The organism is Nocardia sp. IFM 10818 (assembly GCF_054655275.1).
Genome location: NZ_BAAHJH010000001.1, coordinates 3,292,194 through 3,306,776, shown reverse-complemented (window position 1 = coordinate 3,306,776; position 14,583 = coordinate 3,292,194). Strand labels below are relative to the sequence as shown.

Below are 14,583 nucleotides of genomic sequence, written 5' to 3'. Positions count from 1 at the left end.
ATGACCTTCAACGAGGGCCTGCAAATCGACCCGGACCGGGTGCGAAGCGGTGGCGGCGGGCCGGGCATGGGCGGCGGTATGGTCCTCGGCGGTGGCGCCCTCGGCATCATCGCGCTGATCGCGACGCTGCTGCTGGGCGGCGATCCCGGCAGCGTGCTGGGCCAGTTCACCGGCGAGCAGGCGCAGCAGGAGGGGACCGTCGCCGGGACGCCCGAACACTGCAGGACCGGCGCGGACGCCAATAAATACGTCGACTGCCGCGTGGTGCTGACGGTGCAGAGCCTGGATTCGGTGTGGGGAACCGAACTGGCCAAGCAGACCGGCACCCGCTACACCGATCCGTCGGTGCGGCTGTTCTCCGGTGTGATCAATACCGGCTGCGGTCGCGCGTCCTCGGCGGTCGGCCCGTTCTACTGCCCGGCCGACCAGACCGCCTACTTCGACACCGCCTTCTTCCAGGAGCTCAAGGATCGCTTCGGCGCCACCGGCGGGCCGCTGGCCCAGGAGTACGTGGTGGCCCACGAGTTCGGTCATCACATCCAGAACCTGCTCGGCGATCTGGGCCGCGCCCAGCGCGATCCGCAGGGCCCGGAATCCGGTGCGGTGCGCACCGAACTGCAGGCCGACTGCTACGCCGGAGTCTGGGCGTACTGGGCCGACAAGCTGCCGGCCCCCGGCTCGAACACGCCGTTCCTGCAACGGCTCACCGAGAACGATGTGCGCGACGGCCTGTCCGCCGCCTCCGCGGTGGGCGACGACCGGATCCAGGAGAAGGCCACCGGCCGCGTGAATCCCGAAGCGTGGACCCACGGTTCGTCCGAGCAGCGGCAGAAGTGGTTCCTGTCCGGTTACAAGACCGGCCAAGTGGCCTCCTGCGACACCTACTCCGCCCGCGACCTGGACAATCCGCCCGCTCTGCGCTGATCCGCGCCGTCGTCGGCGTGCCCCCGGCTCCTGCCCGTCGTGCGCGAGGCAGAATCACCGGCGGCGGGCGCACGCCCGCACAGGGATTCGGAGGACGTGAATGCGAAGACTGGGCGCGAGAACACGATTCGGGACAGCGGCGCGACGCGCGGCCGCGGCGGTGCTGGTCGCGACCGCGATGCTCACCGGCACAGGCGGTTTCGCCGCCGCCGACGAACCGGCGGCCACGACGGTGTTCATGCTGACCACCATGCCCAATGGCTGGCAGAGTCGGCTCGATCTGCGACCGGTACTGGAGATCCGCTCCGACGGCACCGCGGTGAGGCGGCCGGACGGCGGGCCCCGGGAACTGCAGGGCAAGGTCCCCACCGAGGTGACCACCGCGGCCGCCACCGAGATCCGGGCCCTGGCCCAGGTGGATCTGGGCACGCCCACCGTCACCGATCAGGGCAATATGATCCTCGATTTCATGCCGGCCCAGCCGGATCCGGACGTGCACCTGATCGTGTACGCGCCCGAATCCACCGAGGGCCTCACCGATGAGCAGGTGGCCGCGCGCGCCCGGTTCGCGACGCTCTACGACAAGCTGCTCGACGCCTTCTCCGCGAGCTGATTCCGCGGGCCGGGATCGGCCTGCCAGATGCGGCTGCGCAGATCCCGGCCCCGGATCACCTGGATCCGCCACGGCTCCAGCCGCAGCACCCGCAGTGTGGGATCGGCAGGCGAGCGCCAGAACTGCCCGAGGTGGTAGCCCGCGCCGCGGGGGCTGGTGCGGCGGTAGAGCTCCCACACGTGTTCCTTGTCCGCCCGGTCCTCCACCCCGGTGGCCACGGCGTCGATGGCGACCGAGTTGTTGCCCGGCGCCCAGTAGGAGAAGTTGGTGTGCGGATTGCGCGCCAGATGCGCTTCCTTGATCGGGGTCCGGTAGGTGGCCAGCCACCCCAGCGGCCGCCCGTCCACGTTCTCCCACACCGGGATCAGCACCCGGGTGCGCGGCCGGTTCCTGGAATCGACGGTCACCATGGTGGCGTAGTTGATGGCCCCGACGTAGCTGTTGAACTCCGGCTCCAGTTCGGCGAAGAGGCCGACCTTCGTGCTCATGCCCGCGATCTCCTTGGGACGTACTGCATTCGATGCTCTGACAGGAACCAGGTTCGCAGCGTCGATCATGGCGAACCAGTGACACCGATGCCGGGTATCACCAAATTCCTGCCATATCCTGACGGGCATGAGCGTCGGTTCCGTCGCCCTGGTCGTGCCCGGCGACATCGGGTTGGCGTCCTGGGACATGTACGAGTTGAGCATTCCCGCAACGATCTTCGGCAGGCCGCAGCCGGACCTGTCGCCGGACTGGTACGAGCTGCGCCTGTGCGGGACCGGTGAGCGCGCACCCGGCGCGGAAACGGGTCTCACACTGCGCACCGATTACGGGCTGGACGGTCTTGTCGGCGCGGATACCGTGATCGTCCCCTCGGTTCCGGAAGCCTGTGTCGAGGACGGGCTTCCGCTGCCCGCGGATCTCATCACCGCCCTGCGCGAGGCCGCCGCGGCGGGCGCTCGCATGGTCTCGCTGTGCACGGGCGCCTTCGCACTCGCCGAGGCCGGACTGCTCGATGGCCGCCGCGCCACCGCGCACTGGATGCACACCGCCGAGCTGGCTCGCCGCTATCCGCGCGTCCGGGTCGACGATTCGGTGCTGTACACCGATGACGGTGACCTACTCACCAGCGCCGGCATGACCGCCGGGCTCGATCTGTGCCTGCACCTGGTGCGCCGCGATCTGGGCGCCCGGGTGGCCAATCAGCTGGCCCGCCGCATGGTGGTGGCCGCGCACCGGACCGGCGGGCAGGCCCAGTTCATCGATCTGTCGGTGCCCGCCACCGACGAGCACACCCTGGCGCCCGTCCTGGATTGGGCGCGAGCCAATCTCGACCAGCCCCTCACCATCGAGGATCTGGCGCGCCGCGCCGCCGTCAGCCCGCGCACGCTCTACCGCCGCCTGCAGGAGACGACCGGCACCACTCCCCTGCAATGGCTGCTGAACCAGCGCCTCGGCCGGGCCCAAACCCTGCTCGAGACAACGCATCTGTCGGTGGAGAAGGTGGCGGAGCTGAGCGGCCTGGGCACCGCCAACAACCTCCGCCACCATTTCCTCAAGCAGATCGGCGTCTCCCCCAGCGATTACCGCCGCGCCTTCCCCTGTCCGGAGGCCGGCTAGCCGGCCGCGCCGACCGTCCAGGTCTCCCGGCCGGTGAGCAGGGCCTGCAGCGAATCCTCGTGCACCGGTTTGTCTTCGGCGGCGCTGTCGAGCTGGGCGCGGACGCCGTCGTCGTAGGTGCGCCGCGAGACGCTGCGGAAGACGCCGGTCACCACGTGGTTCAGGTCCTGATCCGACAGGCGGGACAGGGCGTAGGCGTACTCGGGATCGTCGGCGTAGGCGTCGTGCACCACGATGTCGGATTCGGCGACGCTGTCGGCGCGGGCCACGCGCAGGCCGAAACCATGGCGGACTACGGCGAATTCGCCGTCGGCGCCGAAGCGGATGGGCTCGCCGTGGTGTAGCCGGATGAGATGGGATTCGGCGTTCTCGCGGCGCAGGGCGTCGAAGGAGCCGTCATTGAAGATCGGGCAGTCCTGCAGGATTTCGACGAAGGACGTGCCGCGGTGTTCGGCGGCGGCGCGCAGCACCTCGGTCAGGCCGGCGCGGTCGGAGTCCAGGGCGCGGGCGGCGAAGGTGGCTTCGGCGCCCAGAGCGACCGAGAGCGTGTTGAACGGATGGTCGACCGAGCCCATGGGGGTGGACTTGGTGACCTTGCCGGTCTCCGAGGTCGGCGAGTACTGGCCCTTGGTCAGGCCGTAGATCCGATTGTTGAACAGCAGGATCGTCATGTTCACATTGCGGCGCAGCGCGTGAATGAGGTGGTTGCCGCCGATGGACAGGGCGTCGCCGTCACCGGTCACCACCCACACCGACAGATCGGGGCGGGTGACCGCCAGGCCGGTGGCGATGGCGGGGGCGCGGCCGTGGATGGAGTGGATCCCGTACGCCTCCAGGTAATACGGGAACCGGCTGGAGCAGCCGATGCCGGAGACGAACATGAGATTCTCGCGATTGAGGCCGAGCTCGGCCAGGAATCCGCGCACGGTGGCGAGGATGACGTAGTCACCGCAGCCGGGGCACCAGCGCACCTCCTGATCGGAGGTGTAGTCCTTGGCCTTCTGCGGGCTGTCGGCGGTGGGGACGCCGGACAGGCCGGTGAGGCCGAGATCGGTGCCGACGAGCGGGTTTTCCAGAATTGTCATCACTTACCCCCTGTGGTGCGATACGTCGCCCGCGCCCGCGCGGCGAAGGCCTTGCTCTGTTCCATCTCGGCGATCGAGCCGTCCAGGGCCGCGTCGATGACGCCGACCAGTTCCTGCGCGGAGAAGGCGGTGCCGGCGATCTTGGTCCACGGTTGCACGTCCACCAGGTAGCGGGCGCGCAGCAGCATGGCCAGCTGGCCGCCGTTCATCTCCGGCGCGACCACGGTGCGATAGCGGCGCAGCACGTCACCGAGATTGGCCGGGAACGGATTCAGATGCCGCAGGTGCGCCTGCGCCACCGGCACCCCGCGCCGCCGCGCCCGCCGGCACGCCTCGCCGATGGGACCGTAAGAGCTGCCCCAGCCGATGAGCAGCAGTTCGGCCCGCTCGCCCGGATCGTCGACCTCCAGATCGGGCACGGCAATGCCGTCGATCTTGGCCTGCCGCAGCCGCACCATGAGTTCGTGATTGGCCGGCTCGTAGGAGATATTGCCGGTGCCGTCGGCCTTCTCCAGGCCGCCGATGCGATGCGCGCGGCCCTTGGTGCCGGGCACCGCCAGCGGGCGGGCCAGGGTTTCCGGATCGCGGGCGTAGGGCTGGAACGAATCGTCGGGCTCGCCACCGGGTTCGAAGCCGGGATCGATGCGCGGCATCCGGTCGACCTGCGGAATCGCCCACGGCTCCGAGCCATTGGCAATGGCGCCGTCGGACAGCAGCAGCACCGGGGTGCGATAGGTGAGCGCGAGGCGCGCCGCCTCGACGGCGGCATCGAAACAGTCGGCGGGCGAGCGCGGCGCCACCACGGGCACCGGGGATTCGCCATTGCGCCCGTAGAGCGCCTGCAGCAGATCGGCCTGCTCGGTCTTGGTCGGCAAGCCGGTGGACGGCCCGCCGCGCTGCACGTCGATGATGACCAGCGGCAGCTCGGTCATGACCGCGAGGCCGATGCTCTCGCTCTTGAGCGCCAGCCCGGGCCCGGAGGTGCTGGTGACGCCGAGCGCGCCGCCCAGCGAAGCGCCCAGCGCCGCACCGATTCCGGCGATCTCGTCCTCGGCCTGGAAGGTGGTGATGCCGAAGTTCTTGTGCTTGCTCAGCTCGTGCAGGATGTCCGAGGCCGGGGTGATCGGATAGGTGCCCAGGAATACCGGCAGACCGGACAGCTGCCCGGCCGTCACAATGCCGTAGGCGAGCGCGGTATTGCCGGTGATCTGCCGGTAGGTGCCGGGCGGCAGCGTCGCGGGAGCAATCTCGTAGGTGGTGGCGAATGCCTCGGTCGTCTCGCCGTAATTCCACCCGGCGCGAAATGCCAGGATATTCGCTTCGACCACATCCGGTTTGGCCGCGAATTTCTCCCGCACGAACTGTTCGGTGCCGCCGATGGGCCGCCCGTACATCCAGGACAGCAATCCCAGCGCGAACATATTCTTCGCCCGCTGCCCATCCTTTTTGCCCACACCGGTCGGTTCGGTCGCCGCGAGGGTCAGCGAGGTCATGGGCACCCGGTGCACCACGAAATCGGTCAGCGTGTCATCGGTGAGCGGATCACCGCTGTAGCCCACCTTGGCCAGATTGCGCTTGGTGAACTCGTCGGTGTTGACGATGAGCGTGGCCCCGCGCGCCAGGTCCTCCAGATTCGCCTTGAGCGCAGCGGGATTCATGGCCACCAGCACATCGGGCTGGTCACCGGCGGTGAGGATGTCGTAGTCGGCGATCTGGATCTGGAAGGAGGAGACGCCGGGCAGGGTGCCCTGGGGTGCGCGGATCTCGGCCGGGAAACTCGGTTGAGTGGCAAGGTCGTTGCCGAAGGCGGCCGCTTCGTGGGTGAAGCGATCACCGGTGAGCTGCATGCCGTCACCGGAATCGCCCGCGAAGCGAATTACGACCTTTTCCAATTTCTCTGCGGCAGCGCCGTTTCCGGGCGCCGCCACCGGGTTGTCATGCTGCGAAACCATGCGCCTGCATCACTTCCTCGTCGAGTCAGAAGTACCAACGCCAAACTACTCCGCTCTATTCGCGACACACCGGCGAAAGTGAGCGGCAGAACGCAGAGATTTACACCGGCGTCAGGCGAACAACGCCAGCTGTGGGTCGGGCGTATGCGATTCGGCGGCACGCACCTCGGGTTCGGCCGGACGGTCGCGGTTCAAGCCGTGCTTGTCGAGCAGCGGCTCGATACGGCCGCGTAGCCACGCAGAATACTCCGGAGTGACCGAAGTACCGCGACCATACAGCTGCCGGTAGCGTCGCAGCAGCGCCGGGTGCGCTTCGGCGAGCCAGTTCAGGAACCAGCCGCGGGTGCTGCCGCGCAGATGCATGGGGAAAGCGGTGACGCTCGCGGCCCCGGCCTCGGCGATCGCCCCGATGAGCTCGTCCAGATGGGTCTTGGAATCGGTGAGATACGGAATGACCGGGGCGACCATGACATTCACGGCGAACCCGGCGTCGGCCAGGGCGCGCACCAGCTCCAGACGCGCCTTGGGCGAGGGCGTCCCGTGCTCGATGGCCCGGTGCAGCTCCGGATCCAGGATGGCGATGGACACCGCCAGGTGCACCGGCACCTGCCGCGCGGCCTGGGTCAGCAGCGGCAGATCCCGCCGCATGAGCGTGCCCTTGGTGAGAATCGAGAAGCCGGTGCCCGATTCGGTGAGCGCGCCGATGATGCCCGGCATCAACCGGTAGCGCCCCTCGGCGCGCTGATAGGGATCGGTATTCGTGCCCAGTGCGACGGGTTCCCGCCGCCAGGACCGCTTGTGCAGCTCCTTGCGCAGAATGGGCACCACATTGGTCTTGACCACGATCTGCGAGTCGAAGTCATTGCCCGAGTCCAGATCCAGGTACTCGTGCGAGCCGCGCGCGAAGCAGTAGCGGCAGGCGTGCGAGCAGCCGCGCATGGGATTGACGGTCCAGCCGAACGGCAGCGACCCGCCCTCGGGCACCTTGTTCAGCGCGCTCTTGCAGAGCACCTCGTGGAATGTGATGCCCTCGAACTCCGGTGTCTGTACGCTGCGTACGAAACCGGCACGTTCGAGCCCGGGCAGCGCGCCGTCATCGGCGTCCAGGGTTTGGCTTTGCCAGCGCACCACCCAAGTCGAACATTTGTTCTACCGACTGTCAAGCGATCTTCTGCGTGTCGGGCTCGAGTTTGCGCCCGTTGTAGAAGTCGATGAGATCGCCGACGGTCTCCTGCGCGGAGCGCGGCTGATACCCCAACTCGCTCTTGGCCTTCGCGTTCTCCACGATCGGCGCCGACAGCAGCGCACCCATGGCCGCCTTGGAGATCCGGTCGCTGCCCAGCGCCTTGGACACCGGCTCCAGGATCGGAATGAGCGCATTGATGACCTTCGGCGGAATCGCGAAGGCGGGCTTGAGCTTGCCGTTGTACTCGGCCGCGAACCGCGTGATCTCCAGCATGTTCACGAAATGGCCGCCGAGCAGATAGTTCTCGCCGGTCTTGCCGCGCTCGCCGGCCAGCACCAGGCCCTGCGCCACATCGCGCACGTCGACCAGGTCGAAGCCGCCGCCGATCATGACCGGGGTGCGCCCGCGCGCGGAATCCCACAGCGTGACATTGATACGGGAATCGGAGTGGTCTACCGGGCCGTACACACCGGTCGGGTTGCAGATCACCGCATCGAGGCCGGCGTCGATGACCTTGCGCAACTCGACCTCGCCCTGGAACTTGGAGCGGTCGTACACCGGCAGATCCGGATCGATGGACCGCGGCGAGCGCTCGTTGATGGTGCCGCCGCAGCTGTACTGGTTGAAAGCGTGGATGGAGCTGGTGTGCACCATGCGCCGCACCCCGACCGCCTTGGCGGCCTCGGCCACCACCCGCACGCCCTCGGTATTGATCCGCCAGGCGAGATCGTTCTTGTGCGCCAGGGTGATGAGCGCGACCAGGTGGTAGACGACCTCGGCGCCCGTGAGCGCGGTGCGCATGGAGGCCGGATCGAGCACGTCACCGGAGACCCAGGTGACACCGGGTTCGCTCGCGCCGGCCGGGCGGACGCGATCGATGGCGATCACCTCGTGACCGCGATCCGTAAGCAGGCGAAGCAAATTGGTGCCAAGGAACCCGGCAGCGCCGGTGACTGCGACCTTCATGGCTTGAAGAATATAGAACTTGTTCTAATTTGCAACAACGGCCGGGACAAGCTTCGGCGGCGGCGTGGGGCCGGACGGCACGCCGAGCTGGACGAACGATGGGTTATATTCGGCATCGCATGTCCACGACGATAGGGGGGCACATCATGGCCGAACTCTCGGTCGATACCACAGCGGTCCGCACCTTCGCCGCGACGCAGGACGGCGTCGCCGCCGACATCGCCGCGACCGGCGGCCTGGACACCGTATCCCACGTCGCCGCCATGACACCCGTCTTCGGCCTGATCGGCGCGGACTTCCTGGTCAGCTTCGCCGCCGCCGAACTGCTGCACGACAAGGACATCAACGCCCTCTCCGCCCGCTTCGCCCACGTCGGCCAGGCCGCCTTCGGCTCCGCCGCCACCTACGACGCCACCGATGCCGAATTCGCCGGTGGGCTGAGCAGGGTCACCGGGCAACTCGGGGGGCAGGCATGAACGCCCGTGGAGAGGACGTTCTCGGCGACGGCCGCCGACGGCTCCGGCGCCGGACCGCGCGGAGGACGGGCACGAAGTCTTCCGAGGCTGGCGCGGTCGGCGTCGTCCGCTGCGCCGCCGGCCTCGGCTCCGGTGCCGGACCGCGTGGAGAGCAGTCATGAGGTTCCCCGAGGACGGCGTGATCGGCGTCGTCGCCCCTACCGCTCCGGGCGTCGCCGGTGCGGCCGCCACGCTACCCGCCGGTGCGTCCGGCGTCCTGCTCGACCCGCCGCTCGGGCAGTTGCCCGAGGATATGCCCCCGTTCGAGCCGCCCGCATTCGCCTTGTCGCGCAAGGAGATCGAGCAGGGCGGGTCGCCGCTGACCGGCGGTATGCCGCACAGCTTCCCGGGCTCGTCGCACGGTGACGACACCTATGCGGCCTCGGTCCTCGACGGCCCCCACTCCCCCGCCCTCGATGCCGCGCACGGCGTACTCGGCGGCGCGCAGCAAGCGCTCGAGGACGCACAGGGCGTACTCGGCACTGCACAGCAAGCCCTCGGCGACGCGCAGGGCGCGCTCGGCACGGCACAGGCGGCGCTGAACACTGTGCCCGCCGCGCTGCAGTCCGCGCAGGCCGCCCTGGCTCGGGCCGGGGTGGACCCGGCCGCACTGCCGCCGTTGCCCGCCGACCCGGTCGGCGATCTCATGAAGGGCCTGGCGCTGCCCGCCATCCCGGGGATGGACGCCCTGTTCAAGCCGTTCCTGGATCTGATCAACAGCTTCGGCACCGGTGTCCTGGGCCGGCTCAATCCGGCCTCGATCCTGAGCCAGGGCTCCAAGCTCATCGAAGGCGCCATGAGCGTCGGGCAGGGCGCGTTCAAGACCGTCGAGCAGGTGTGGCAGGGCCAGGCCTCGCGCAATGCCCAGGCCGCCGGTCAGCAGGCGCAGAACCACGGTCAGGAGACCGCGCAGCGCGGCTTCGACATCTCGGCGGTCACCGAACAGGCCGCGGCCGTGGTGCAGCGCGGCAATATCCAACTCACCGCCATCGCGCAGTCCTTCGCCGCACAGGCCACCGCGCTGGCCCCGGTCATCATGACCCCGCCCGCCCAGACCGCCCTCATCGCCTCGGCCACCCAGCACCTGGGCCAGGCCATGGCGGTCGTCAACATCACCCGCGGCGAACTGGCCGGATACACCGCGCAATTGAACGGTGTCGTGGCCCAGCTGCTCGGCCAGGGCGGCGGCCCCAACCCGGCCGAGGTCGCCCAGTCGCTCGCGCAGAATGTCGGCCAGCCGATCCTCGAACAGGCCAAGGGGCTGTTGCAGGGCGGCGGCGCCCCCGGCGATCCCCTCGGCGGCGCCCCGGCCGAGCCCGGCTCGAACGATCTCGACACCAAGGCCGCCGGACTAGGCGGCGGCGGTGGCGGCGGTGCCGGAGGCGGCGGCGGTCTCGGTGGCGGCGGCCTGGGCGGCGTCGCATCGACGCCCGGCGGTCCCGGCTCCTCGATTCCCGGCGGCAAGGCCCCGGCGGGTACCGCGAGCCCGTTCGGCTCGGGCACGGGCGGGCTGCCCGGCGCGAGCGGCGTCGGCGGCCCGGGCTTCATGGGTTCCCCGCATGCGGCGGGCGCGGGCCAGCGCGGCGGCGATCAGGAGTATTCGCGCACGGTGCTGCCGCACCAGAGCCGTTCCGGCGAAAGCGAACTCACCGGCAATCTGGGCGAGGCGGCCCCGAACGTCATCGGCGAGGCCGAGGACGAGGTTGCCGGAGATTACGACGGCGACCCGGCCTGACTTCTGCACGGTGGCTGGACCATGCGATGCGCCCCGTGTGAACGAGGCGATGCAGCGTGTGAACAAGGCGATGCCGCGGTTACCGGAGTAGCTGCTCCGGCACCGCGGCATCAGTGGAGGCCGACTGCGGCTGTACACCCCGCGGGCACCGACCACCAGGCTCATCCCCACACACGCGGGGAGCAGCGCCCGATTGCCGCCGGGCGCTGCGGTTTTCAGACGACGGTCGGGCGCACCTGCGCGTCGATGCCGCCGTCAATGACGAACTGCGCCCCGTGGATGAAACCGGCGTGCGGGCCCAGCAAATACACGATAAGCGAAGCGATCTCATCCGGCGAGCCATTGCGGCCGATGGGTGCTGTGAAGTTGCGGATGGATTCGCCGTAGCGGGGATCGGCCAGCCCGGCTTGCAGTAGCGGAGTATCGACGCTGCCGGGGGCCACCGTATTGAGGCGGACGCCCGCCATGCCCCATTCCACGGCGCGCTCGCGGACCGCGACGGTCACCGCGTTCTTCGAGGCGGCGTAGGCGTAGGAACCGGCGAAATCGCCTGCCTGCGCGAAGGCTTCGGCCTCGGTGCCCTTGGCGATCGGATTCTCGGCCCATTGGATGTGAGTGGAGGCCACCGAGGAAACCACCACGGCCGCAGGCGATTCGCCCTTCCGCAATGCGGGCAGCAGCGCATCGAGCAGGGCCACGGTGGACCGGTAGTTGATCTCCACGATGACGTTCGGGTCCGGCACCTGCGGGCCGACTCCGGCGCAGAGCACCACACCGTCCAGCACGCCGCCCGAGCGCTCCAGCACGGCCGCGACCGCCGCCGCGCGCGCCGCCGGATCGGTCAGATCGGCGGTCACCTCGGCATTGCGCAGATCGATGCCGATGACGTCGTGCCCGGCGGCGGTCAGCGCAGCGGCGGTCGCGGCGCCGATGCCCGAGCCCGATCCGGTGATGGCAATGGTCATGACATCGATTAGAACAAGGTGCAGAATCAGCCCGCAAGCGAGGCCGAAAAATGGTCTCGGTTACCGGGACTATGATCCGAACAACAACTAGAATCTGTTCTAGTTTTCGTACTTGCTCACCGTCGAGAGGACGATCGATGCGTTTCACCTACGCAGAGGCGATGACCAATCCGGACTATTACGTCCCGCTGGCGCAGGCGGCGGAGGCGGCCGGGTTCCACTCCATCACCGTTGCGGACAGCATCGCGTACCCGGCGGAGTCGGACTCCAAATATCCCTACACCCCGGACGGCAATCGCGAGTTCCTGGACGGCAAGCCGTTCATCGAGTGCTTCGTGCTCTCGGCCGCCATTGCCGCGGCGACCACCACGCTACGGATCACCCCGTTCGTGCTCAAGCTGCCGATCCGCCCACCGGTACTGGTGGCCAAGCAGGCCAGTTCGCTGGCCCGGTTGAGCAACAACCGCTTCGGCCTCGGCGTCGGCATCAGCCCGTGGCCGGAGGACTTCCAGATCATGGACGTGCCCTTCGAGCGGCGCGGTAAGCGCCTGGACGAGTGCATCGAGATCGTGCGTGGGCTGTCCACCGGCGAGTACTTCGAGTACCACGGCGAGTTCTACGACATCCCCAAGATCAAGATGACCCCCGCCCCCACCGCGCCGCTGCCCATCCTGCTGGGCGGGCACAGCGATGCCGCGCTGCGCCGCGCCGTCCGGCTGTGCGACGGCTGGATGCATGCCGGCGGCAAGGACGAGGAGCTGGACAAGTACCTGGCGCGCATCCGCGAATTGCGCAGCGAGCGGGACAATCCCGGCGAGTTCGAGATCCATGCCGTGTCGCGGGACGGCTACACCCCCGACGGCGTGAAGCGCCTCGAGGAGCGCGGCATCACCGATCTGATCATCGGCTTCCGCAATTCCTACGCCATGGAGCACGACACCGAATCGCTCGAGGACAAGATCACCAAGATCAAGTGGTACGGCGACAATGTGATCGCCAAACTCAGCTGACGATCACCTGCCGATCGAGCCGGGCTCAGCCGTGCTTGGCGAAGCCCGCCTCGATCACCGCATCCCGCTCGGCCGCCAGTTCGGCGACGCTGAGATCGATACGGGCGCGCGAGAATTCGTCGATCTCGAGATCCGGCACGATGGCGTACCGGCCATCGGCGCAGGTCACCGGGAACGAGCTGATCAACCCCTCCGGCACCCCGTAGGAACCGTCCGAGGGCACCGCCATGGACACCCAGTCGCCCGGCGCGGACCCCAGCACCCAATCGTGCATGTGGTCGATGGCGGCGCTGGCCGCGCTCGCCGCCGAGGACGCGCCCCGCGCCTTGATGATCGCGGTGCCGCGCTGCTGCACGGTCGGAATGAAATCGTCCACCAGCCACGCCCGGTCGCCGATGACCTCGACGGCCGGGCGGCCCGCCACCGTGGCGTGGTTGATATCCGGGTACTGCGTCGCGGAGTGGTTGCCCCAGATGGCGATCCGGTGGATATCGGCCGCCGCCGCACCGGTCTTCTCGGCCACCTGCGCGATCGCGCGATTGTGGTCCAGGCGCGTCAACGCGGTGAAGCGCTCCGCGGGCACGTCGGGTGCGTTGCTCATGGCGATATAAGCGTTGGTATTGGCCGGATTTCCCACCACGAGAACCTTGATGTCCGCGGCCGCATTGGCATTGATGGCCGCGCCCTGATCGGTGAAGATGGGCCCGTTGGCGGCCAGCAGATCACCGCGCTCCATGCCCGCGGTGCGCGGCCGCGCCCCGACCAGCAACGCGATATTCGCGCCGTCGAAGCCCACCCACGGATCATCGGCGATGTCGATGCCCGACAGCAGCGGGAACGCGCCGTCCTCGAGCTCCATGGCCACGCCCTCGAGCGAGCCGACCGCGGCGGGAATCTCCAACAGCCGCAACCGCACCGGCGTATCCGGGCCGAGCAGCGCACCGGACGCGATGCGGAACAGCAGACCGTAGGCGATCTGCCCGGCGGCTCCGGTCACGGTCACGGTCACGGGTCGAGCGGCACTGCTCACGGCGAACTCCTCGCGCTAGGCGGATATCCCGTACCCACCCTAACGATCACTCACCGCCGCCTCCCACCCGTCGTGAGCAACCAGACATCCACCGCTCCAGCGGAGGACAGCACGTGCCGATGGTCCGCAGCGGCTCCGTACGCCGGAACGCTCCGCGCACCAGCGGCCCCCGGCAGCGGCCTGCGTCGAACTAGCGCGCCAGCTGGGCGATGTCGGCGTCGCTGAGCACCACCATCGAGACCGCGTCCCGGTCCCGTACCAGCTGCATGGCCCGGTACAGCGGCCGTTCCTCCGCCGCCGCGTCGCGAGCCTCGGCGCGCAGTTGCTGCACCAGCACCCCCGAGACCGACAGCGCCGCCGCCAGCGGACAGGCCGCCAAGGCGTCGGCGAGCTTGCGCAGCCCCAGGATGTGCAGTTCCCGCCCGCTCCCGGAATCGGTGTACATGGCCAGCGGCACGATGCGCGTATCCGGCCCCGCGGTCACCCGCAGCACCACCCGGCTCAGCCGCGCCGGATACACCAGGATCTCCACCCCGGTCGCCGCCGCCAGATCCAGCCGCGCCTCCCCCAGCCAGGTCCGCGCTCGAATCACGGTGCCGGACAACCAGATCCGCCGCCGCTGTACCCCGATCGCATACAGCGCTGTCGGCGCGCCCAGCACGATGCCCGCGGCCAGCGCCCACGGCCAGCTCACCACCACCGCGAGCAGCAGCCCCACCCCGACCCCGACTCCGAGCGCGGCCAGGGCCAGCCGCCGCAGCGCCGGCGCGTACATCTCGGGTGCGATGAGGTCGAGCCCGATCTCATCGGCGGGCTCGGATTTGGATTGTTCGGTCACAGCTCGCGCATTCGTCCGGGTCCGACAGGAGATGCGGGCCGATGGGAACCACCGGGGCCGACACCGCCCGGGACGCTACCAGGGTGATCGGAAAGTAGGCGGGTATTCGACCGCGCGCCCGGGGCGATATCACCGCGGACCGGACCTACCGTCCGGTCC

At 69.0% G+C, this 14,583-nt stretch carries 14 protein-coding genes; 6 read left to right on the top strand and 8 right to left on the bottom strand.

All coding sequences use genetic code 11. The features are described from left to right. Entirely contained in the window at positions 1-924 is a 924-nt protein-coding gene (ypfJ, locus tag ACYQ5L_RS15325) for a KPN_02809 family neutral zinc metallopeptidase (RefSeq protein WP_459958078.1), read from the top strand. Between the two features lie 100 nt (positions 925-1,024). Then, on the top strand, positions 1,025-1,537 hold the full coding sequence (locus ACYQ5L_RS15320; protein WP_459958077.1) for a sugar phosphate isomerase family: 513 nt from the start codon (positions 1,025-1,027) through the stop codon (positions 1,535-1,537). On the opposite strand, the gene ACYQ5L_RS15315 is transcribed toward ACYQ5L_RS15320, so the two are convergent. After that, positions 1,501-2,025, bottom strand: a complete 525-nt coding sequence (locus ACYQ5L_RS15315) for a pyridoxamine 5'-phosphate oxidase family protein (protein ID WP_459958076.1) — start codon at positions 2,023-2,025, stop codon at positions 1,501-1,503. The genes ACYQ5L_RS15320 and ACYQ5L_RS15315 overlap by 37 nt on opposite strands. Before the next feature lie 127 nt (positions 2,026-2,152). Between ACYQ5L_RS15315 and ACYQ5L_RS15310 the strand changes: the two genes are divergently transcribed. After that, positions 2,153-3,142 carry a GlxA family transcriptional regulator gene (locus ACYQ5L_RS15310; RefSeq protein ID WP_459958074.1) on the top strand — a complete coding sequence of 330 codons (990 nt, stop codon included), beginning with the start codon at positions 2,153-2,155 and terminating at the stop codon, positions 3,140-3,142. Here ACYQ5L_RS15310 and ACYQ5L_RS15305 read toward each other — a convergent pair. The 4 genes from ACYQ5L_RS15305 to ACYQ5L_RS15290 all read right to left on the bottom strand — a co-directional run bounded on the left by ACYQ5L_RS15305 (position 3,139) and on the right by ACYQ5L_RS15290 (position 8,331). Continuing rightward, positions 3,139-4,227 carry a 2-oxoacid:ferredoxin oxidoreductase subunit beta gene (locus tag ACYQ5L_RS15305; RefSeq protein ID WP_459958072.1) on the bottom strand — a complete coding sequence of 363 codons (1,089 nt, stop codon included), beginning with the start codon at positions 4,225-4,227 and terminating at the stop codon, positions 3,139-3,141. The two genes, ACYQ5L_RS15310 and ACYQ5L_RS15305, sit on opposite strands and share 4 nt — an antisense overlap. Next, positions 4,227-6,179 carry a 2-oxoacid:acceptor oxidoreductase subunit alpha gene (locus tag ACYQ5L_RS15300; protein ID WP_459958070.1) on the bottom strand — a complete coding sequence of 651 codons (1,953 nt, stop codon included), beginning with the start codon at positions 6,177-6,179 and terminating at the stop codon, positions 4,227-4,229. The genes ACYQ5L_RS15305 and ACYQ5L_RS15300 overlap by 1 nt, the downstream gene beginning before the upstream one ends. Before the next feature lie 111 nt (positions 6,180-6,290). After that, positions 6,291-7,307: an Rv2578c family radical SAM protein gene (locus tag ACYQ5L_RS15295; protein ID WP_459958068.1), complete on the bottom strand. Its 1,017-nt coding sequence runs from the start codon at positions 7,305-7,307 to the stop codon at positions 6,291-6,293. Positions 7,308-7,338: 31 nt separating this feature from the next. Then, entirely contained in the window at positions 7,339-8,331 is a 993-nt protein-coding gene (locus tag ACYQ5L_RS15290; RefSeq protein ID WP_459958065.1) for an NAD-dependent epimerase/dehydratase family protein, read from the bottom strand. Between the two features lie 119 nt (positions 8,332-8,450). Here ACYQ5L_RS15290 and ACYQ5L_RS15285 point away from each other — a divergent pair, with 119 nt between their 5' ends. Then, the gene (locus ACYQ5L_RS15285; RefSeq protein WP_459958063.1) at positions 8,451-8,807 is read left to right on the top strand and encodes a type VII secretion target; all 357 of its coding nucleotides are present in this window, start codon (positions 8,451-8,453) and stop codon (positions 8,805-8,807) included. Between the two features lie 157 nt (positions 8,808-8,964). Next, positions 8,965-10,581, top strand: a complete 1,617-nt coding sequence (locus ACYQ5L_RS15280) for a hypothetical protein (RefSeq protein ID WP_459958061.1) — start codon at positions 8,965-8,967, stop codon at positions 10,579-10,581. Positions 10,582-10,796: 215 nt separating this feature from the next. Here the strand turns inward: ACYQ5L_RS15280 and ACYQ5L_RS15275 are convergent, their stop codons facing one another. Next, entirely contained in the window at positions 10,797-11,546 is a 750-nt protein-coding gene (locus ACYQ5L_RS15275) for an SDR family oxidoreductase (RefSeq protein WP_459958058.1), read from the bottom strand. Positions 11,547-11,683: 137 nt separating this feature from the next. On the opposite strand from ACYQ5L_RS15275, the gene ACYQ5L_RS15270 reads away from it, so the two are divergent. Then, positions 11,684-12,556 (top strand): TIGR03619 family F420-dependent LLM class oxidoreductase, encoded by an 873-nt coding sequence (locus ACYQ5L_RS15270; protein WP_459958056.1) that lies wholly within the window; start codon positions 11,684-11,686, stop codon positions 12,554-12,556. Between the two features lie 25 nt (positions 12,557-12,581). On the opposite strand, the gene ACYQ5L_RS15265 is transcribed toward ACYQ5L_RS15270, so the two are convergent. Together ACYQ5L_RS15265 and ACYQ5L_RS15260 are read right to left on the bottom strand one after the other, a co-directional pair. After that, positions 12,582-13,586: a malate dehydrogenase gene (locus ACYQ5L_RS15265; RefSeq protein WP_459958054.1), complete on the bottom strand. Its 1,005-nt coding sequence runs from the start codon at positions 13,584-13,586 to the stop codon at positions 12,582-12,584. Positions 13,587-13,776: 190 nt separating this feature from the next. Continuing rightward, entirely contained in the window at positions 13,777-14,424 is a 648-nt protein-coding gene (locus ACYQ5L_RS15260) for a hypothetical protein (protein WP_459958052.1), read from the bottom strand. Between the last annotated feature and the right edge of the window lie 159 nt (positions 14,425-14,583).

Excerpts from the sequence above, each read along its gene's own strand:
- ACYQ5L_RS15320 (WP_459958077.1), top strand. The coding sequence starts at position 1,025 with ATGCGAAGACTGGGCGCGAGAACACGATTCGGGACAGCGGCGCGACGC.
- ACYQ5L_RS15285 (WP_459958063.1), top strand. The coding sequence starts at position 8,451 with ATGTCCACGACGATAGGGGGGCACATCATGGCCGAACTCTCGGTCGAT.
- ACYQ5L_RS15270 (WP_459958056.1), top strand. The coding sequence starts at position 11,684 with ATGCGTTTCACCTACGCAGAGGCGATGACCAATCCGGACTATTACGTC.
- ACYQ5L_RS15280 (WP_459958061.1), top strand. The coding sequence starts at position 8,965 with ATGAGGTTCCCCGAGGACGGCGTGATCGGCGTCGTCGCCCCTACCGCT.
- ACYQ5L_RS15300 (WP_459958070.1), bottom strand. The coding sequence starts at position 6,179 with ATGGTTTCGCAGCATGACAACCCGGTGGCGGCGCCCGGAAACGGCGCT.
- ACYQ5L_RS15290 (WP_459958065.1), bottom strand. The coding sequence starts at position 8,331 with ATGAAGGTCGCAGTCACCGGCGCTGCCGGGTTCCTTGGCACCAATTTG.
- ACYQ5L_RS15275 (WP_459958058.1), bottom strand. The coding sequence starts at position 11,546 with ATGACCATTGCCATCACCGGATCGGGCTCGGGCATCGGCGCCGCGACC.
- ypfJ (WP_459958078.1), top strand. The coding sequence starts at position 1 with ATGACCTTCAACGAGGGCCTGCAAATCGACCCGGACCGGGTGCGAAGC.
- ACYQ5L_RS15305 (WP_459958072.1), bottom strand. The coding sequence starts at position 4,227 with ATGACAATTCTGGAAAACCCGCTCGTCGGCACCGATCTCGGCCTCACC.
- ACYQ5L_RS15310 (WP_459958074.1), top strand. The coding sequence starts at position 2,153 with ATGAGCGTCGGTTCCGTCGCCCTGGTCGTGCCCGGCGACATCGGGTTG.
- ACYQ5L_RS15315 (WP_459958076.1), bottom strand. The coding sequence starts at position 2,025 with ATGAGCACGAAGGTCGGCCTCTTCGCCGAACTGGAGCCGGAGTTCAAC.